Genomic DNA, 19,258 nt, shown 5'->3' with positions numbered 1-19,258 from the left:
CTCAAGCGCTCTTTGCCGAAGTCTCTCGTATGCGTCGCCTTGCGGTGTCCGCGCTCCTAGGCTTTGGGGATGCGGATGCGCTGGCCGCTCATTGGCCGCTCGGAGGAGATGCGGGCTATACAGGCTGCCATCTCGGCTCCGGATGTATCCGGCATCGTCGTCTACGGCGCGGCGGGCGTGGGGAAGAGCCGCATCGCCCGTGACGCGTTATTGGCTGCTGAGTCCTACGGATACGAAGGTCGGTTAGCGGTCGGCACATCCTCGGCGCGCGCAATTCCGTTGGGTGTGTTGTCGGCTTGGGCCCCGTCGGGTGTCACGGATGTCGTTCAGTTGCTGCGCGGGGTGATCGAGCTGCTGCTGACGGCCGCATCTTCGGACGGCGCGGTAGTGGTGGGCGTCGACGACGTGCACCTGCTGGACGATTTGTCGATATTCGTCATGCAGCAGATCGTCCAGCGTGGCGCGGCAAAAGTGATTTTCACCGTTCGAGACGGTGAACCAATTCCAGGCGCGGTACTGGAGATATGGAAGGGCGGTCGGTTCGACCGGCTCGACCTGATGCCCTTGTCGCTCGACGAAACCAACACGCTGCTGTCGGCGACCCTTACTGGATCGGTGGACCCGGACGCGGCTCAGCGGCTATGGAACCTCACCCGCGGGAACGTTCTGTATCTTCGCACCATCGTCGATCAGGAGGTCGCTGACGGCCGGCTCGTGAAGCAGCGCGGGTTCTGGCGGTGGACGGGTGATCCGATGATGCCTCGCGGCTTGGTCGAGCTGATCGAATCCCGCATCGGAGCCCTGCCGACGTCGGTTAGTGATGTGGTCGACGCGCTGGCTGTTGGGGAGCCCGTCGAACTGGCGGCCCTGAGGCGGATCACAGATCCGGCCGCGGTCGAGGAGGCCGAGACCCGCGGCCTGATCACGCTCGGGCCCGCGGTTAGTGGTGTGGAGGTGCGGTTGGCGCACCCGCTCTACGGCGAGGTGCGCCGCGGGCGCGCGGCTGCCACCAAACTGCGACGGCTACGCGGACTGGTTGCCGCCGAACTCGCCGCCGCCGATGACCACGACGACATACAAGTGGTGGTGCGCCGTGCCAGTTTGAGTCTCGACTCCGACCTCACGCCTGACGCTGACTTGCTGGCCAGGGCAGCCCAGGGCGCAGTCTGGCTCGCGGATCTGCCGCTCGCCGATCGACTCGCCGAGGCAGCAGTCCGTGCCGGAGGCGGGCCGAAACCGAACTTTGTTCGAGCGCATGCACTTTCGTGGTTGGGCCGCGGCCAGGAGGCCGACACAGTGCTCGCCGCGATTAACGGCGATGCGTTGACCGACGAAGGCCGCGCCAGATTGGCGTTCCTCCGAGCAAGCAACATGCTCTGGGCGCTTGGCGACCCGGCGCGTGCGAAAGAGATCATCGACGAGGCATCACGCACCACGGCACCGCACGCGCGCAGTTATATCGACGCGTTCTTGACGGTGTACTGGTTTGCGATGGACCGGCCGGAAGAGGCGCGGCACGCTTCGGAAAGCCTTGCAATGGACAACCTGCCGGCGGTCGTAGGCGCGGAGATAGCGTGGGTGCTTGCCACCATAGCCGCGGATGCCGGTCGCACCGGCGAAGCAGTGGCCGCCGCGGATGCGGGCTATACCAACGCGACTCGCTCGTTCGATGCCCCGCACATGAGGTTCAACATTGCTGATGCGCACATCAGCGCGCTGACGTTGTCCGGGCGGATTGGTGACGCTGTTGAGGTGGCCGAACGGGTGCGCCTGCAGGCTGCCGATCTTCCGGGCGCCGCTCAGTTGCTCGGCTCCGCCGTAGCGGGTCGGGCTGCGCTTGGGGCAGGTCGCCTGGATACCGCATGTGAGATGTTGGAACAGGGGGCCGAGGGGTTGTCCGCCTCGCATGCCATCGGCTGGGGATACCGCTATCACATCCCGCGCACGACCGCGCTGGCGATGCGTGGTTCAGCGGGCGAGGCGGCCGCCATGCTCGCCGTGCTTGAAAAGTCGCTGCGTCCGTTCCGCTCGCTCGACTACGAATGCAGCCTGGCTCGGGCGTGGGTGGTCGCGAGCCAGGGCGCCGTGAGCGAGGCGATCACCGTCGTGCTATCGGCGGCCGAAAGAGCTTCAGGCGCTGGGCAATTCGCAGCCGAAGTGGTCTGCCTGCAGGCCGCCACCCAATTCGGTGATCGCACCAGCGCCACGAGGCTCGGGGAGCTCGAGTCGATCGTCGAGGGGCCACGTGTCGGCCTGGCTGCCCGGTTCGCCGTCGCCCTGCGCGACGGCGACGCTGCTGAATTAATTTCGGTGTCAAACGAATTCGAAAAGATGGGCGACCTTGTCGCGGCCGTAGATGCGGCCGCGTACGCCGCCCTCGCGTATCGCAGCCAAGACCTACGGGGGTCGGCGTTGACGTGCTCGGCGCGCGGTGATGCGCTTGCCGAACAATGCGGCGGCGCCAGCACTGCGGCGCTTCGTCAGGCAAGTGAACCCGTGCCATTCACCGATCGCGAGCGAGAAATCGTGATGTTGATCGGCGAGGGTTTGTCCAACCGTGATGTCGCTGAGCGACTGAGCCTGTCCGTGCGTACCGTCGAGAGCCACATCTACCGAGCGATGGGCAAGACGGGAACCACCAGCCGCGAAGAACTCGCCGGCCTGCTGTCGCGCCGCAATGCTTCAACGAGGTGACCGTCGCCCCCTAGGCAGGGCCCTCGAGAATGCTTGCCGCGCATCAGGAATCAAGGGATCAAACTCGCCAGAATCTCAGCCGGATCCGGGATTGTGCTGATGCTCAGCACTATGCCGACGTCGGCTAGTGCGGCGGGCTCGATCGCTGTGCCGATGTCGGCCAATCCGGCGGGATCGACCACGGTGCCGATGTCGACCATCGGGTTGAGGTCCAGGACCGACAGCAAGACGTTGGGGTCTAACGCCGTGCTGACTCCGGCGGGCAGCACGTCGGCCGCGGGACCATACGGCTCGATGCCAAGAAGCTGTGAAATCTCGCTCCACGCATACGCCAAAAGCAGGGTAATTGGAAATAGGGCAACCCCAAAGCCGACGAGTAGGGGACCGATAACGGGAAGTTGCTCGATGGCATTCACCAGGAGTAACTCGGCCGCGGAGCCGGCGTCGGGATCCGTCAGCTCAAACCAGAACTGTGCCCAGAATGCGGGATCGAGGAGTTCCAGGTCGGTGGCGCTCGGCAACGCGCCGCTGACTTCTGCGCTCAGCGCTCCACCACCGGACGTCAGCGCGTCGGTGACCGAGGCTGAGGCCGACCCGCCTGCTCCAATCAAGGTGCTCATTCCCGCGTCGACTGGGGTGACGAGATCGATGAAGTCCTCAACAGCGGCGAGGTCGACCGCATGCTGCCCGATGTGCACTGCGGTAGTCGGGGTGACATAGATCAGGCCAGCACCAAGGACGGCAACACCGGCTGTGGCATAGGGACGAAGTGCTAACTGCATCATCAACTCCTTCGATGAGGGCCAAACGATTACTCGCCGACGGCTGTCTCCGAAACGATCGTCTCTCGCGGGAGCGCGACGAGAACGGTGGTGCGCCACTGCAGTCCCAGCCGATCTCGGCTCGGACTACTTAAGCCATCGTCGTGAATGCCGGCTGCCTCCATCCGGGAATGCAGTGGCCCACTACTGCGCCCTCCCAACCCATCGCCAGTGACGATCAAATCGGTCACATCGCCAACGGAAGAGGCCCGAAGTGGCACAAGTAGATCCGCAAGATGTCGTCGTAAAGCCTAGGTATGTTCTCCGAGGGGTGGGACAGACCGACGGTCCAGCGATGCCGGTACTGCAGCTCAATAGCGTCGGCAAGACATATTGCAGGGGCGACGAACGGGTGCACGTGCTCGTCGAATTCGACTTCGCTTTGCACGCAGGCGAATTCGTCGTTGTGACCGGACCATCGGGGGCTGGCAAATCCACCCTCCTGCATATTGCCGGCGGACTGGACGCACCGGATAACGGCACGGTAGCTGTGGGCGGCCAGGACATCTGGGCGCAGAGCACCGGCAGGCGCGCCGCGTTCCGACGGCGCAACCTCGGATTCGTCTTCCAGTTCTTCAACTTGGTGCCGGCGCTGACGGCGGTGGAGAACGTGTCGTTGCCACTGGTGCTGGACGGTGTGCCGGCCCGGTCGGCGGACGCGCGCGCCGAGGAACTACTGGAACGGGTCGGGCTCGCAGACCGGGCCCGACACCGGCCGGCCGAGCTGTCGGGCGGACAAATGCAAAGGGTGGCGGTGGCGCGCGCGCTGGTGGCGCGGCCATTCATCATTCTCGCTGATGAGCCGACGGGAAACCTGGACAGCCATTCTTCGACGGAGGTCTTGGCTCTCCTGCGCTCACTGTCAGACGAAGAAGGCGCGGCCGTCGTCCTGGTGACGCACGACCAGGCGGCGGCACGCTACGGCACCCGCGAGCTGCATCTGGTCGACGGGCACGCGCGCGCCGTCGATACCGGCGCGTCCATCTCGGGGCCCTGGTGAGATCGCTACGCGCCGGGTGGATGTCATTCCGGCGTATCCACCTCACCGCATTGATCGCCGACTGGCGGCGAACGCTGCTCAGCTCCATCGGCGTCGCGCTCGGAGTGACGGTGATCCTCGGAGTCCTGATCCTCAAATCCGAGCTCGCGCGTCCCTTCGACTCGTTCGGCCCGTCGCTCACCCATGCTGCCGGCAGAGGGGTCGTCGAGGTGACCCCGAACGTCAGCGGGCGCTTGCCGATGGCGACATCCAATCGGCTACGTGCCGAGGTGGCCGGGGCGGAGGCGGTCATCCCGGTCGTTGCCGGCTTGACGCCGGTGGGCATCCCAGGCGGCCGCAGCCAGGGGTTCTTTCTGCTCGGCGGGTCGTGCCAGATCGAGCTGCTGGTCGGTTCATTCAACTGCGAGCAGCGCGCCCGCGATGTCAAACCGGCAAACGGTCCCGGTGTGCCGCTGGAGGTCCCCGCGGCGATTGCCCAGCGGCATGGCCTACAGCTTGGCGAGGAGCTGCGTATCCCCGGCCTGCCGCCTGGATCGGCGCATTTGGGCTGGACGTTCCCAGAGTTCGACCGAGTCAAGGGGATCAACGGCGGCTACGTCCTGCTGGCCCCGTCCATGGATATCGCTGCAAGCATGCTTGGCTCACCCGGCTATGCCACGGCCGCGTTCGTGCTGCCGAGACGAGGTGCCGACATCACCGCTGATACCGAGCGCGTCACCGCGGGCATTGCCACGGCGGGCGGGCCCCGACCCTATCAACCCGCCATGTTCGAGAACGCAACGCAGAGCTTTAACTTGACTGTTCTGGCCGGCGTCCTGATCGGCTTTCTTGTCGCTGTGAACACCATCCTGTTGGCCATCGAAGACCGACGAGCGGTGATGGGGACCATCGGCGCGATCGGCGCACGGCCTGTCGGGCTGTTCGGCGGCATGCTCGGCGAGGGCGCCGTAGTGGGTGTTCTCGGGGGACTGTTGGGGGTGCCAACCGGTTTCCTTCTCGGAACGTATCTGGTGGACCAATTCGGGCGCTCCATGCTGGACGGCTCGGGCGGCACGATCGCGGCGCACTTCACCACGAGCCTGATTGTGATCGGGGCGGCCGCGGGGATCGTCTGCGGAATCCTCGCGATGACCGGGCCGGCCGTCAGGTTGGTCCGCGAGGGACCGTTAGCGTCGATGGCCACCGTCGGTGGAATGCAGCGCGCCAGGACGATCCCGATGTGGCCGCTGTACGTCGGAGCGGGCGCGCTGGTGGCCTCGGTCGTCGTGCTGAAGATCTTCGAGCGTGGGTCACTTCCGCTGAACGTAGGTATTTACGGCATGACGGTGGGGTTGTGCGGGGTTGTGTTGGTGACCGCGTGGCTGGCCCCGCGCGGCGCGGGGGTGGCGATCAGGCTGCTGACGACCGCGCGCCCGGCCGTGGGGCGATTGTTGGGAGCCGACGTGCGGCGCTATTCCGTGCTGTTCGCACTCTCGGCCGCGCTGCTTGCCCAAGGCGCCAGCTCGGCCATCAGCTCACACGGCATGCAACTGCTCAGCACCACCCAAATCGCGGAGGAGCAGGCCGCCCATCTGCCCGGCTCCTTATTGATCGCCGCACAGTCGGTGCTCGATCAGCGAAATAGCCAAATCGCCGACACCACCTTCGATCTGGTGACCCGCGCCGGCGACGGCCGGAGCGTGACATCGCGCTGGCGGTCGACGATCGGGTCGGGGACGCTGTCGCGGTTGGTCATCGGCGTCACACCGGGAGATTGGTACAGCACCGCGCTGTATCGGCCGATCGATTCACGTGACAAGTTCTGGCCGGGCCTGCGGGCTGGGGAGGTCGGCCTGAGCGAGATAGCGGCCAGCCGGCTCGGCGTCGCGGAGGGCGGCACCGTCGAACTGCCGACCGTTGCAGGGCCGAAGCGCTACCGGGTCGCTGGAATTTTTCATCCACAAATGGTGAACGACGCCGCGGTGGGTGACATGGTGCTGGTCGCGGACAAGTTGGCGCGTGCGGATTGGGCAGCCGTGCGCGACCAGATCGCGGTGGCCTATCCGTCCGCTGCCGCCGCGACCGCTCACCGCAGCGATTTCGTCGACCTCGGCACCGGTTTGCGGGTGTACGACAACCAGCAGTGGCGCTCGGAGGCCACCACCGGCATCACCCGATTCCTGAAGCCGTTCACGCTTTCTGGATATGTCGTGATGGCGGCCGCAGGCTTGAGCCTGCTGAACGTGTTCGTGCTGGGACTTGTGCAGCGCAAGCGTGAGCGGGCCGCATTGCGGGCGATCGGGATGACCTCGGGGCAGGAACAGGCGGTGATCATCGCTAACGCGGGCCTGCTCGGCTTGCTGGTCGGGAGCGTTGCGGTGCTTGGGGGCGTAGGTCTCACGTATCTCTGGTCGCTTGGCTCGCCGGTGTACTACGGCATCAAGATCCACTGGGGTTTGCTGCCTGTGCCGCTCGGAAGCGGTGTGGCAGCGGTGTTCGTACTCGTCCTGGCCGCCGCCCTCTACCCCCTGCTGCATGCGCGGCGGCTGGAGGCGGTCGAAGTGCTGCGAACCAGTTGACAGTCAGTCGTGGACCTCGTGGTGCAGTCGCGGAATGTTGTCGTTTGCGTGCCGGAAGCGGTGTAGGTGTTCTCGAATCGCGGGGCTCGACATGGCCTCGCAGTCGTTGTGCGGCAATGTCATTTGAAAGACCAGTCCGCCATCGGAGCCTTCGACCAAGACGCCGACTCCCGCAAAGGGAATGTTCATCACCGGCGCGCAGTAAACCGTGAAGGCGCCTTCGAACTGGATGCGATAAACGCCGAATCCGGTCCAGTTCGTGATAAGCGGATTCCACTGGACCGGGTTGAAACTCGTCGCTACGCAGCGAGCGCCCCGCCATGTTCCTGCAGCGTCCAGAAACTTCTGGTTGATGCGCATGTCGCAGTGTTCGGCGGCAAAGTTGTCCACGTGATGGCGGATGCGTTCGGCAATCGAACGTGCCTCCTCTCCGCGTCGTATGTTGACGTTTAACGCCGTGACGATATTTCCGACCAGCATCGGATCCAGGCCACACTGATTCCGCACATTCACAGCGATCGCGAGGGTGCGACGATCCACGGCGGGATCCGCGATCATGAGCGCCTCGGAAACATGTGCGCACACAACGTCGTTCGCAGACAATCGCATCCGGCTTCCGTAATACTCGCGCATGCGCGCGATTTCGTCTTCGCCGTAATACAGACTCAGAGTCCGCTGTTTTCGCGCATCCTTGGCCATGTAAAGCGCGCTTCGTGCAATCTCTGCCAATCCGAGGCAACGTACCCCGGGCTCCCGAGCGCCATCAGACGGGAGGTGGGCTTCCAAGTAGGCAGCGCGGTCTGCGACGATCAACGGGTCAGCCAGCGGCTTGTCGGCCGCGGCGGCGGTCCACGCGTTCATGAAATGCATCGCCGTCTGCATGTCACCGATCGCGTGATGCCATGAGAAACCGATGGCGGTCGCGTTGTCCGCAAGATGCGTGACACGTACCTTGCACAGCGGGCCGAATCCCCAACGCGCCATAGCGCCGTTCACCGGATCGATGAGCCAGCCTCCGCCGTCCTCCCGCACCGAACGGATCGCATCGCGGAGTGCTCGTCCGGACGATGTAGATGTGAAGGGCACGCCCTGTCCTTTGCATCTGATTCGCATCTTGCCGCCGGCCATGGCGATTCGGCCCGCGAATATCGGAAGGCTGGTAAGAGCGTGCGCAAATGCGCCAGCGAGCGCCTCCGCGTCTAGACGTCGTTCGAAGAAGAAGACCAGATGCACCGCCACGTTCGAAAGAGCAACGTCACCGACGTTGCAACGTATTTCGAGTCGCTGCGGGTGCAACGGGCTGATCAGCTGGGTCGACATAGCGGGCTACTTTCGGCGGCTGACGACGACGCGGCCGCCAAATTTCGGGGCATAGGCGACGCCCCGGAAATGCGACTTCTCGTCGGCGGCGGCATCAGTGTGGATCCGAAAACTCTGCAATATTGTCCGCAGCACGATATCCATTTCGGCGATCGCGAACTCAGATCCGATGCATCGGCGTGCTCCGCTTCCGAACGCCAGCCATGCGGGTTGCGGCTGATTGGTGTCCCGGAAGCGGTCCGGATCGAAACGTTCGGGGTGAGGAAAGACTGCCGGATTCTCGTGCAGGTCGGCAAGACTCACAAACACGTTGCGGCTGTGCGGAATTCGCCACGCGCCCAGATCGAAGTTCGGTGCATTGACCCGTCTGCCGGGGTAATCGATGATGGTGCGAACCCGCAGCACCTCCAAGATCGTCGCCCGACGGAAGTCGCTGCCTCCGGCGTCGACCTCGCCGACCAGTTCGGCAAGCACGTCTGGGTGGCGCCGCAACCGCTCGAACGCCCAGCTAAGTGCGGATGCAGTGGTTTCGTGGCCGGCCCCAATAAGGGTCACAAGTTCGTCGCAGATGTCTGTCCGCGACATCCCTGTTCCATCGGCATACCTGCTGCGCAGCAACAGCGCGAGGATGTCGGTCCGCTCGCCGAGTCCTGGATCGGCGTTGGCCCGGTCGATCAGCATCAAGACGATGCGGTCGAAGTCCTCCCGGATCCTGTCCAACTTGTTCCACGGGCTGTAGCAACGGGTTCGGAATTTCGGCGCCGGCATCAATCTCGCAAGGATCGAGCCGCGTTTCGTAAAACGTTTGACGATCTCACGCAGTTCCTCCAGCTCGGCGCTGTCAGCGCCGAAGATGGTCCGCAAGATCACGTTCAAGGTGATCCTGTGCATCGGTTCGAGAATCCGAATTTCTTTATTCTCAGACCAATTCGCACTCTCACGCAGTGTCTCGTCGGCAATAATCGCTTCGTGATTCTTGAGACTCCGACCGTGGAGAGCCGGTGCGAGGAGCCGACGCCGATCGTGATGCCGACTGCCTTCAAGCGCAAATATCGACCCAGGGCCAAAAAAGTTGCTCAGATTCAGTTGATAATTGGTCAACCGTTCCGCGTCCGCGGTACACACCGCCCTCACCAGAGCCGGGTCGGAAATGGCGACACATCGTCCAAAGAATGGGACGTTGAACTCGAAGATGCGTCCGTGCCGCTTGATCCAATACCGCATCGCCCCACGGCGAAATAGAGTCAACATGATGCCCTGAACGAGCTTCGGCAAGCGAACCCGCGGCGGGCTCAACCCGTTCGGCGTCGATGTCTCGTAGGCGTTGGCCATGGCTGGACAGGTCATGGGGTCCCCTCAAGGGCGTCGTTCCTTGGAATCTCGTGCCCAATTGCCGAGTCACGGGTCAAGGGAATCGTCGCTCGCATGCTGAGGGACGACGGCAGTACTGCACCACTGCAATCTGGCCCGGTATGGGCACGGGGTACTCAGATGCGGTTTTGAAATCCCGCATCGTTATGTTCGGGGCAACACGTCCGGGGAATGGTCAATCGCCGACCATTCCCCGACCCTCGATCATCGCCGCGGCCCAAGCTGTATGTCCCTCGAAGCCAAAGGATTCCGCCATCGCGTGATATTGACTCACCAAGTCCCGGTAGGCAACATCGTCGCCGCGGGCGCGGGCTAGCAGCGTGCGCAGCCGCAGCAGCGTGATCTCGCGAATCGCCGAACCGTCGTCTGCCGGCAGGTTCGCCAGCCGGTCGAACGCCTCTTGGGCTTCAGCCCGGTCGCCCTCAGTGCCGCGCTCCAGCAGCGCCTCCACCAGAAGGTCGGTGCCCCAAACGACATACCCGAGCCGCCCTGCCTGGTGCAGCTCGTCGAGGGCTTTGTACATCACCGCAATGGCAGCATCGCGGTCGTCATGCCTGGCCTTCTCACGGCCGGCGGGCAACTCGGTGACCGGGACCAGGGAGGGCATACGCTCGCGCTGCCACTCGCGGGCCCGCATCATCAGCTCCAGCCCGCGGTGACGGTCGGCCGTGGCGTCCCGACACAGCAGCTCGGCACCCAACGTGTACTCCGCGAAGATCACGGCGATGTCGCTGCTGGCCCTTTGGGCGGTCTGCACCGCCTCCTCGATCGCGCGCAGCGCCGAGTCGTCGGCCCGAAGCACCCCGTAGCAAATCGCCACACCGTAGGTCCAGGTAAGGACAACGCCGAGGGTTGCTGGGTCACTGTTTCGGGCCATCGCGACGGCGTCGTGAAGGTCTTGGCGCCATTCGGGACGGCCCAGCCACCACCGGGCAACGCCGCGAAATGCCACCGCGATCGCCAGCGGCGATCCGATTCCGAAGCCGGCGCCCTTGGTGGGGTCGCCGGCGGCCAGGTCGATGACGGTCTGCGACCACCGCAAGATCTCGCCGAATTCACCGCTCTCGAACCAGTTGGCGAACGCGACGAACGCCAGCCCAGTGGTCAAGTTGGGATCGCCGATCGACTCCAGCAGCGCCATCTGTTCGGATGCCAGCCGCGACCCCTCAATTGCGCGCCCGGCGTACATGAGCTCGGTTGCCGCCCCGGTCATGGCGATGGCCAGCGAGACCTTGTCCCCGGCCGCGCCGCACAACTCCCGCAGCTCTTCGAAGCGGCCCCGGCTTTCGTGGACTGCTCGGGCTTGCCAGGCGGTCGCACACAGCATGGTGCGGGGGGCGATACGCATCGACAATTGGCCGGGGTCGTCGGCCGGTAGCGCGTCGGCGATCCGGCGTGCCCGCTCCCAGCTCACCCGGGCGGCGCCGACGTCGCGGTCGGCTGACCACGCGGAGGCGCGCATGTGCCACCCATACGCCGCCTGCAGCTCGCCGGCGGCCTGCAGATGTTCGGCAATCAGCGCTGCGTTCTCCTCCACCGACCCCGGCTCAGACTCTTGGATCGCGGCAGCTAGGCGCCGGTGCCATTCTGCGCGATCGGATTTCAGCTGCGATTCGTAGGCCACGGCGCGAATCAGCGCATGGCGGAAGACGTACTCGGCTTTCGGGGTAAACCGGACCTGATCGATCAGCTCTTCGCTGAGCAGTTCGTCGACCACCGCATCGATGCCCAGCGCGGCGAGCAGCTCGGCCCCGAAGCGGACTCCAATCACCGACGCCGCGTTCAACGTCCGCTTGGCCCGGGTGGCCAGCCGGTCGATGCGCGCCGCGATGGCCGCCTGCACCGTGGCCGGCACGCTCACCTCGGCGACATCCGCGCGACAGACATAGCCACCGTGCTCACCGGCCAGCACCCCGCGCTGCACTAACTCGCGCACCATCTCCTCGGCGAAGAACGGGTTCCCAGCGGCCCGCTCGGCGATGATCGCTGCCAGCTCGGCCACCGAGGGATCTGAACCGAGCAGCTCACCGATCAGCGCTGCAGTGTCCGAATCCCCTAGTGGGCTAAGCGCTATCGTCTGGGCGCCGTGCACCCGCGTCAGCGCTCCCTGGTATTCGGGGCGGGCGGTGATCAGCACCATCGACGGGGTGCGCGGAATGACGGTGAGGAAGTCGGCCAGCATCGACTCGCTGACCGCATCGATCCAGTGCGCATCCTCGATGACGTAGAGCGCCGCTTCGGTGCGCGCCAGCGACGCGGCGTTGATCATCGCGGTCAACCGGCGCCGCCGCGCATCCGGGTCGATCTGTGGCACCGCCACGCCAGGGTCGGCGATGCCGAGCAGATCATCGAGCAGCAGCACATCTTGCGGGTCAGCCTCGGGCACCCGAGTCCGCACCCGCATTCGGGCGGCTTCGCCGTCGAGGTCGGCCACACCGGTGCTCGCGCGCAGTAGCTGGGCCACGACGTGGAAGGGGATCTCGCCGGCATGGGATTCGCAAAAAGCCCAAAACACCTCGACCCCGCGACTGGCCGCCATCACCGCGGCCTCCCGCGCGGCCCGGCTCTTGCCGATTCCTGGCGGTCCCACCACATTCACCACAGCACCGCGACCACCGATGGTGCGGTCCACCATGGCGTCCAAGGCCGCCATCTCCCAGCCTCGACCGACCAGGCCCACGTCGGCACGCCCGACGAGGCCATTTCGTGGACTGATCGCGACCAGCCGGCGCGCAGGCACCGGTTCGTCTCTTCCCTTGATGCGCACCCAATCCGGTTCAGCCAGCATCACCGTGTGTTCGACCAGCCGCGCCGTCGACTCCGACAGCATCACCCCGCCCGGCGGCGCCACCGACTCCATCCGCTGCGCAAACCCGAGCGGCTCCCCGGTCGCGGCGTACCCCAGCGACCCCGACCCAATCTCTCCGGCGATCACCCGGCCCGAATTCAGGCCCACCCGCAACCGCAGCGCCACCCCATCGCGGCGCTGCACTTCGGCGGCCAACCGGTCGGCTTCCTTTTGGATGGCCAATGCAGCGAGACATGCCCGAAATGCGTGATCCTCCAACGCAACCGGGGCCCCGAACAGCGCCATCAACCCGTCGCCGGTGTACTCCACGCTCCCGCCGCCGCAGCGCTGCACCACCGCCGCCGAGCGCTCCACCAGCTCGGTCATGATCTCGCGTAACCGCTCGATGTCCACGGCGGCCGCGATGTCCATCGATCGCACCACGTCGGCGAACAACGCCGTCACCTGTTTGTACTCCGCGGCATCACCCGACGCTGCAGTGGGCGCCCCGCACGCGTCACAGAACCTTGCGTTTTCCCGCAGGCCAGTGCCGCATGACCCGCACGTCACGCTCACCGTCACCTGCGCACCACCGATCCAAGATTCCGGACTATTCCAACTGCGAACAATAGGGCCTTCACCAGAAAAGAGCAGCCTGAATCACCCGGCGTTAGGCGTTTCCATGACGCCGCGTTACCCGGCAGGCTGCCGATCTTCCGGGCGCCGCTCAGTATCGCGATCTGAATCGGCACCACGGCAGAACCAAAGCCGGAGCCCAGGAGGGCGACTCAGTCATCCGCGCCGAACCGAACGAGATTGCAGTAGTGCGCTACTGCGCTCGCCGCACAGCGCTCGGGTGACGATTTCTATCGCGAAGCGCGACAACCACGGCGTTGCCCGTCGTTGCGTGACGACACAGGTAGAGGAACGACGATGATCACACGAATCGCTAATCGTGACGGCGCGATGACGAGGATCGCCCCACACGCGACCGGTCACGTACGGGCCACCGACGGCACCCTTGTGCGGGTCGACTACGAACGCGGCATCGGTTGGGTCGCAACGCACTACGACCCGAGTCTGCGGGTCATTCGACAGGTCACGGGTTCGCAAGAGGACGTACACGGCGTAGTGGCCTGTTGGGCACGGGGCCAGGACAAGCCATGAGCTTGCACGCTGCCGATACGGATCGGGACATGCAACGACGCGCGGGGGCTTCTAGTCCCGTGCTCGGCGCAAACGGTCCGGCATTCCGCGGCCAGCGCGCTGTTTCGCACCGCCACGCAAGTGGTCGCCGACGCAAGAAAAGGCAGACATGGTTAGAGCGGCTTGCACGACTAGCCGTAGCTCGGCCTAAAGCGGTTCTCACCGCGACCCTGGTGCTCATGATTGCCGCACTTGGCTATGGGTCGGGGATCAGCGAGCACCTGTCAGGCGGCGGCTTCTATAGCGTTTCTTCTGAATCGCAGCGTGCTGCTGCCTTGCTAGAGAAGCGTTTCCACGCCGGTAAACCGAACCTGGTGGTTCTCGCGACCAACACCGACGGCGGGTCGGTCGACGATCCGGACGCGGTCGCCGCCGGCCAGGCACTTACCCAACAGCTTGCCGCCACACCCGGTATCACGACGGTCAATTCGTACTGGAGACCGGGGAAGTCCGAATTGCTCCGGAGCACTGACATGACGAAGGCGCTGATCGTGGCGCACGTCGAAGGCAACGAGCGCGAGTTCGAGGCGGCGGCCAGACGTCTCATCGCTACCTACCGCGACACCGAGCGGGGTCCGCTGAAGCTCGAACTGGGCGGTGAAGTGGTCAGCTACGTGGACGTGACCGATCAGCTCAACCACGACCTGGGCATCAGTGAAGCGATCGCGCTGCCGGTGATCCTGCTACTGATGACGCTGGTGTTCGGCAGTCTCGTCGCGGCCGGTTTGCCCCTCGTAATCGGTGTGCTGTCGATTGTGGGTTCACTAGGCCTGCTGGCGTTGATGTCGGATATCACCCCGGTGTCCAACTACGCGCTCAACGTGACGACGATCCTCGGTCTCGCTCTCGCGATCGACTACAGCCTCTTGGTGCTGACCAGATTCCGGGAGGAGAGGACTCGGGCTGAAACCCTCGATGATGCGATCATCGAGTCGGTTCGAACCGCCGGCCGCACAGTCGTGTTCTCTGCCACCACGGTCACGCTGTCGGTGCTTGCTTTGCTTGTCTTCCCGATGATGTTCCTCCGGTCGATCGCCTATGCGTGCGTCGGTGTGATACTGCTGGCGACCGGATGCGCACTTGTGGTCACGCCTGCCATGTTGCGAATCCTCGGCCCCCGAATCGACTCGCTCAACGTTGGCCGGGCGATTCGACGGCTGTTTGGTCGTCGCGCGCCTGCCGGAACGCGGGCTGAGGAAGACGGGTTTTGGTTCCGTAGTTCACGGCTGGTTATGCGTAGGCCGGTAGTGATGGGGGGCGCGGTTCTGATCCTGGCGCTGGTGCTTGCGGCACCTTTCAGTGCCATCCGCTTGAACTTTCCAGACGACCGGTCGCTTCCGACAACGATCGAAAGCCGAAGTGTCGGAGACGTTGTCCGCGCCCAATTCCCCGCGCAAGCGACCGCCGCGATGGATGTGATCCTGGAAGCTTCCGCGGACGCGGATCAGCTCGATCCATACGCCATGGCGCTGTCACGGTTGCCGCACGTCGCAGCCGTCAAGCTGGCAACGGCGAACTATGTCAACGGGCGGCACGTCGGCGAGAAGCCGGTACCCCACGCCGACGGCCCCTATCTGACGGTCGTCCCGGATGTTGATCCTTATAGCGATGCGGCCCACCGCCTGCTTGATCAGGTACGTCGAACCCCATCTCCGGGTACCGTACATGTCGGCGGACTCACTGCAGAAAACTTCGATACCAAAGATGCTCTTTTAGAACGAATTCCGCTGGCCGCTGCTCTTATTGCAGTGGCGATGTTCGGCGTGCTGTTCGCGTTCACCGGAAGCGTCGTACTGCCGTTGAAGGCGCTGCTACTGAACATAATCAGCCTGTCCGCGACACTTGGCGCGATGGTTTTCATCTTCCAGGAGGGTCACCTCAAGTGGCTGGGGGGAGATTTCACGGTCACCGGGACCTTGCCGACACCGACGCCGATCCTCATCATCTGTCTGACGTTTGGGTTGTCCATGGACTACGAAGTGTTCCTATTGTCGCGAATCACGGAGGAGTATCGCGCGCACGGCGACACCAACCTTGCGGTGATGTCCGGGCTGCAACGCGTTGGCCCCATCGTCACGGCGGCGGCACTGATGATGTCAATAGTGTTCATCGCGATGGCCACCTCTCAGGTGTCGTTCATCAAGTCGCTTGGCCTCGGGTTGACGCTGGCAATCTTGTTCGACGCCACGCTCATTCGTGCAGTACTCATGCCCGCTGCGATGAGGCTGATGGGTCGTGCGAACTGGTGGGCGCCTCATTGGCGACGGCGTCCTCCGCGCCCGGCCGCGACAGAGCACGGTCGTGGGCGAATCTCGATACTGTCGCCCTAACCATCCATCGCTGTCGCAAAGGAAACCTGCTGAGGAACTTCTGCGCGGTTGCGATGGTGTCCATGCCAGGTTCCTCCGATCCTGCGGACCGTACGGTGACGCACGATCTGTGGCCACCGCGGCATACTTTCGATCCGGACCACCGCGATGGTGAGAGACATCCCTGCGCCGTTGTTCACCATGAGGACTCGGTCGCCGACGCCGATCTGGCCGGTGACGACGAGGTGAGTGAGCGCAGCGGGATGGTCGGATACTGACAAGTGGCCGAGGCCGCGGCCGTAATCGAGCATCCCCGTCTCCCAAGGTCTTCCGAACGGCGCGAGGAGCGCCTCGATATACCCGCTGGTTCCAGAGAAGACGTGCGTCACCCGCTGCACGTCGGACATGCCGATGTCGGCGTCGGCGAGCGCGTTGTCGATCAGATCGCGCCGTGTGCAGAGGAAATCACACATCATTTTCGGCAACTTCTCGGGATAACGCTTGATGAAACTTCGTGTCCGCGCGGCGACGTCTGCCGCCGTGGCCCAGTCGAAGCGCAGCGGAAACAGCGGTCCAGGAAGCCTGAACATTTCCTCGAACTCGGGAAGGCTCGCGTTCACCAAAGACTCCACCCTGGCGAATCCGGTTTCGGTGGAGACGATGACCGCACTCGCTGCGTCGCCGAGGACGGACCCGCGATCCGTCGCGCCGGCCGCGTACCCATACCGGTCGAATTCGGGCGAACCCCAATTGTCGGCGCCGGCGATCAAGGCGGCCTTGGGAGCGGACAGCAGCGAGAGGTAGCCGGCCGCGAGTGAGAACCCGAGAAGCGTCGAATTGCAGCCGGCCTCGATCCCAACAGCCGGTGCGGTCCCCCCGATGGCTTCGCGCTGCACGTAGTGATGCGCAGGCCACCCGGGAATCCCCTGAACCCCGCTGCCACCGTAGAGGATCAGTGCCAAGTCTTTCCCGCCGTAGCGGGATCGCGAAAGTGCCTCTTTGGTGGCGATCACCGCCATGTCAGGCGCAGAGATGTCGCCTGCCACGGCCGTGCCGGTCCAGCCGGTCTTCTCGCGGGTATCGGCATCGAGGCAGCCGTCGACTACCGCAGACTCGGTGCTGTAAGACTCCGGCAGGTAGAGTCCGATCGATTCGATGAAGAAGTTCGACAGTCGCATGGTGGCCTTCTAGCCAACTGCGCCGACGACGGCGAAGGCGATGAGCGTGCCCAACAGACCGAGGGTTGACACCGCTGCGGGCCATCGGTTGTCCTTGCGACGGAGGTACACGATGGCGAATCCGGCAACTCCGACAGCGGGCAGCGCGACGAGTAGCTTGGATGGCGGCGAAACCGGCGCGGCAAGACCGAACAACGCCACAGCGAACGGTCCGGTGCCAATCGTCAGCAATGAAGTTATCTGGTAGCCAAGCGAATTGGTGTAGCTTCGTTCTCCTGCGGCGGGGCGGCGGACAAGCTTTTTCCCGAACTCGACCTGGCTGGCGCACAGTGTCAAGATCACGATTCCCAGTCCAGAAGCGATCGCGGACGGCGCACCGTCCCCGATCTTGGTAAAGGCCGCGAGCAGGTACACATACAGCAGCAGTTGAATTGGAAAGCTGAGGAGTACGTTCAGAACGAGATTGTCGCCGCGAGTGGCCGGGAATCGCTGCCCGGCAGCCATCAGCGCCGCGGTGTACAGGAGCTGACTGACGACGATGGCCATTCCGGTGTGGAAGGACAGGTTCGCGACGACAATGACCGTCACGCACACTGCCGTAAGCGTGGACAGGTCCCGCAGCGCAACGGCTCCGGACGCAACTGCGCGTTGTGGGTTGGCTACCCGGTCGTAATCCCGGTCACGGATGTCATCGAGGATTCGCATGATCAGCAAGTCGGCGAATATGGTCGCAACGACTATCCCCAGCATCGGAATCGCGCTAGCGGCAATGTGTTTCCCAGTGAGCGCGTCAAATAGACCGATACCACCGGCGCCGAACGCTAGAGCGTACACGCTCGACAGGATCGGAGGGTACCGGTCGAGCACGAAGTGGGAGATGCCAGCAGTAGCAGTAGTCATTTCCCGTCTCCTCGCCATGTCACCCGCAGGCTCCTCACCCCGCGTGTGAACACGCCTGTACACCAACAGATTTCGGAGTCCGCGACAAGAGCTAGCCCGTCCAGTCGAGACAGCATGACTCGCAAGCCAACTTGGAGTTCGATCCGTGCGAAAGCCATTCCGACGCACCGGTGCCGACCGTGGCCAAATCCAAGGTGCGGGTTTGGGTTCCGTTGCGGACAAAACTCGTCGGCCTTGGAAAACACATCGGGATCGCGATTGGCGACGTCAATTATCGGTATGACGACTTCGCCTTTCGAGATCAGGCGGTCGTGCAGCTTCACGTCTTCGGTAGCGATGTGTGCCTGCCCAGCCGTGCCGCCAGCTGTGCCGCCGAACCACACCCAGCGGAGCAGTTCTTCGACCGCGGATGGGATCTGGCCCGGGTTCCGGCGAAGTGCATCCGGCAGCCCGCACTGCTGAAGTACCTCGATGAGCCCCAACGCGAGGTGATTGCTGGTCGTCTCTGCACCCGATATGAGCAGACCCATGGTGAGCATGACGATCTCTGCGTCGGTAAGTCTGCCCGCGGACTCGTCGTGTACCAATGCGTCGATCAATTCGCCAGCGGTGCCGCCGCGCCGCGACCGAATCACCTGACGTTCAAAGTATTCGCGCAAGTCGAGTATTGCCTTGTCGACCTCGTCACTGCGGTCATCACCGGACGACCACGCAACGGCTATCCGCGGGGCAAGGTAAGGCAGATCAGCGGTGTCCAGGCCGAGCAGGTTCATATGTACGAGGTTCGGGAAGGGGCGGCAGAACCGCGCGTAGATGTCTGCGGGTGGTCCGGCGGCGAGCAGGTCGTCGATGAGCTGACCGGCGACGAGTTCGATGAGCGGCCGGGCTTTTTCAGCCCTTCGCGTTGTGAACCACCCCTGGATCGCGCGGCGCCGAAGGGTGTGAATCGGCGCATCGCTGGTGGCTAGTGCGAGTGGAAAGTCAGAGCGCGCGCATAGCTTTCGCAAGTGGAACGGCGCGCGGCTAAAGACATTGTCGCTCAATACGGTTCGTACGTCGCACTGTCGGGTTACGGCGATGGCCGCTGTGCCGTCGGCCAACTCGACATCGAGG

Annotated in this window: 12 protein-coding genes; 5 read left to right on the top strand and 7 right to left on the bottom strand. The window is 64.2% G+C overall.

Features of this window, described 5'->3' with window-relative positions:
* Window positions 1-69: 69 nt before the first annotated feature.
* A complete protein-coding gene (locus ACQY5A_RS18790; RefSeq protein ID WP_428341847.1) occupies window positions 70-2,694 on the top strand; it encodes a LuxR C-terminal-related transcriptional regulator in 2,625 nt (874 codons plus the stop codon).
* Between the two features lie 50 nt (window positions 2,695-2,744).
* Here ACQY5A_RS18790 and ACQY5A_RS18785 read toward each other — a convergent pair whose 3' ends face one another.
* Window positions 2,745-3,476 carry a hypothetical protein gene (locus ACQY5A_RS18785; RefSeq protein WP_428341846.1) on the bottom strand — a complete coding sequence of 244 codons (732 nt, stop codon included), beginning with the start codon at window positions 3,474-3,476 and terminating at the stop codon, window positions 2,745-2,747.
* Between the two features lie 334 nt (window positions 3,477-3,810).
* Between ACQY5A_RS18785 and ACQY5A_RS18780 the strand changes: the two genes are divergently transcribed.
* Together ACQY5A_RS18780 and ACQY5A_RS18775 are read left to right on the top strand one after the other, a co-directional pair.
* Complete coding sequence (locus ACQY5A_RS18780; protein ID WP_428341845.1) at window positions 3,811-4,515, top strand: ABC transporter ATP-binding protein; 705 nt, start codon at window positions 3,811-3,813, stop codon at window positions 4,513-4,515.
* Window positions 4,516-4,535: 20 nt separating this feature from the next.
* Complete coding sequence (locus tag ACQY5A_RS18775) at window positions 4,536-7,073, top strand: FtsX-like permease family protein (protein WP_428341844.1); 2,538 nt, start codon at window positions 4,536-4,538, stop codon at window positions 7,071-7,073.
* A 3-nt stretch (window positions 7,074-7,076) separates the two neighbouring features.
* Here the strand turns inward: ACQY5A_RS18775 and ACQY5A_RS18770 are convergent, their stop codons facing one another.
* The 3 genes from ACQY5A_RS18770 to ACQY5A_RS18760 form a co-directional block, all read right to left on the bottom strand.
* Window positions 7,077-8,393, bottom strand: a complete 1,317-nt coding sequence (locus ACQY5A_RS18770) for an acyltransferase (protein ID WP_428341843.1) — start codon at window positions 8,391-8,393, stop codon at window positions 7,077-7,079.
* A 6-nt stretch (window positions 8,394-8,399) separates the two neighbouring features.
* Window positions 8,400-9,725, bottom strand: coding sequence for a cytochrome P450 (locus ACQY5A_RS18765; protein ID WP_428341842.1), 1,326 nt, complete (start codon window positions 9,723-9,725; stop codon window positions 8,400-8,402).
* A gap of 214 nt (window positions 9,726-9,939) precedes the next feature.
* Window positions 9,940-13,134 (bottom strand): AAA family ATPase, encoded by a 3,195-nt coding sequence (locus ACQY5A_RS18760; protein WP_428341841.1) that lies wholly within the window; start codon window positions 13,132-13,134, stop codon window positions 9,940-9,942.
* 351 nt (window positions 13,135-13,485) lie between these two features.
* On the opposite strand from ACQY5A_RS18760, the gene ACQY5A_RS18755 reads away from it, so the two are divergent.
* A complete protein-coding gene (locus ACQY5A_RS18755; RefSeq protein WP_428341840.1) occupies window positions 13,486-13,719 on the top strand; it encodes a hypothetical protein in 234 nt (77 codons plus the stop codon).
* Window positions 13,716-16,088, top strand: coding sequence for an MMPL family transporter (locus ACQY5A_RS18750; protein ID WP_428341839.1), 2,373 nt, complete (start codon window positions 13,716-13,718; stop codon window positions 16,086-16,088). Before ACQY5A_RS18755 ends, ACQY5A_RS18750 begins: the two co-directional genes overlap by 4 nt.
* Here ACQY5A_RS18750 and ACQY5A_RS18745 read toward each other — a convergent pair.
* From ACQY5A_RS18745 to ACQY5A_RS18735, 3 genes are read right to left on the bottom strand one after another with little or no spacing between them, the layout of a single operon-like run.
* The gene (locus ACQY5A_RS18745) at window positions 16,085-17,245 is read right to left on the bottom strand and encodes a ketoacyl-ACP synthase III family protein (protein ID WP_428341838.1); all 1,161 of its coding nucleotides are present in this window, start codon (window positions 17,243-17,245) and stop codon (window positions 16,085-16,087) included. The two genes, ACQY5A_RS18750 and ACQY5A_RS18745, sit on opposite strands and share 4 nt — an antisense overlap.
* A gap of 9 nt (window positions 17,246-17,254) precedes the next feature.
* A complete protein-coding gene (locus ACQY5A_RS18740; protein WP_428341836.1) occupies window positions 17,255-18,145 on the bottom strand; it encodes a hypothetical protein in 891 nt (296 codons plus the stop codon).
* A complete protein-coding gene (locus tag ACQY5A_RS18735) occupies window positions 18,142-18,675 on the bottom strand; it encodes a cytochrome P450 (RefSeq protein WP_428343233.1) in 534 nt (177 codons plus the stop codon). The genes ACQY5A_RS18740 and ACQY5A_RS18735 overlap by 4 nt, the downstream gene beginning before the upstream one ends.
* Between the last annotated feature and the right edge of the window lie 583 nt (window positions 18,676-19,258).

The organism is Mycobacterium sp. (assembly GCF_965277065.1).
Lineage (GTDB): Bacteria > Actinomycetota > Actinomycetes > Mycobacteriales > Mycobacteriaceae > Mycobacterium.
Note: the sequence above shows the minus strand (reverse complement) of the source record. Positions and strands in the feature narration are given on the sequence as shown.

Bases quoted from the DNA above. Each gene is read 5' to 3' on its own strand.
- ACQY5A_RS18740 (WP_428341836.1), bottom strand. From the start codon at position 18,145: ATGACTACTGCTACTGCTGGCATCTCCCACTTCGTGCTCGACCGGTAC.
- ACQY5A_RS18755 (WP_428341840.1), top strand. From the start codon at position 13,486: ATGATCACACGAATCGCTAATCGTGACGGCGCGATGACGAGGATCGCC.
- ACQY5A_RS18775 (WP_428341844.1), top strand. From the start codon at position 4,536: ATGTCATTCCGGCGTATCCACCTCACCGCATTGATCGCCGACTGGCGG.
- ACQY5A_RS18770 (WP_428341843.1), bottom strand. From the start codon at position 8,393: ATGTCGACCCAGCTGATCAGCCCGTTGCACCCGCAGCGACTCGAAATA.
- ACQY5A_RS18735 (WP_428343233.1), bottom strand. From the start codon at position 18,675: ATGGGTCTGCTCATATCGGGTGCAGAGACGACCAGCAATCACCTCGCG.
- ACQY5A_RS18745 (WP_428341838.1), bottom strand. From the start codon at position 17,245: ATGCGACTGTCGAACTTCTTCATCGAATCGATCGGACTCTACCTGCCG.
- ACQY5A_RS18750 (WP_428341839.1), top strand. From the start codon at position 13,716: ATGAGCTTGCACGCTGCCGATACGGATCGGGACATGCAACGACGCGCG.
- ACQY5A_RS18785 (WP_428341846.1), bottom strand. From the start codon at position 3,476: ATGCAGTTAGCACTTCGTCCCTATGCCACAGCCGGTGTTGCCGTCCTT.
- ACQY5A_RS18765 (WP_428341842.1), bottom strand. From the start codon at position 9,725: ATGGCCAACGCCTACGAGACATCGACGCCGAACGGGTTGAGCCCGCCG.
- ACQY5A_RS18790 (WP_428341847.1), top strand. From the start codon at position 70: ATGCGGATGCGCTGGCCGCTCATTGGCCGCTCGGAGGAGATGCGGGCT.
- ACQY5A_RS18780 (WP_428341845.1), top strand. From the start codon at position 3,811: ATGCCGGTACTGCAGCTCAATAGCGTCGGCAAGACATATTGCAGGGGC.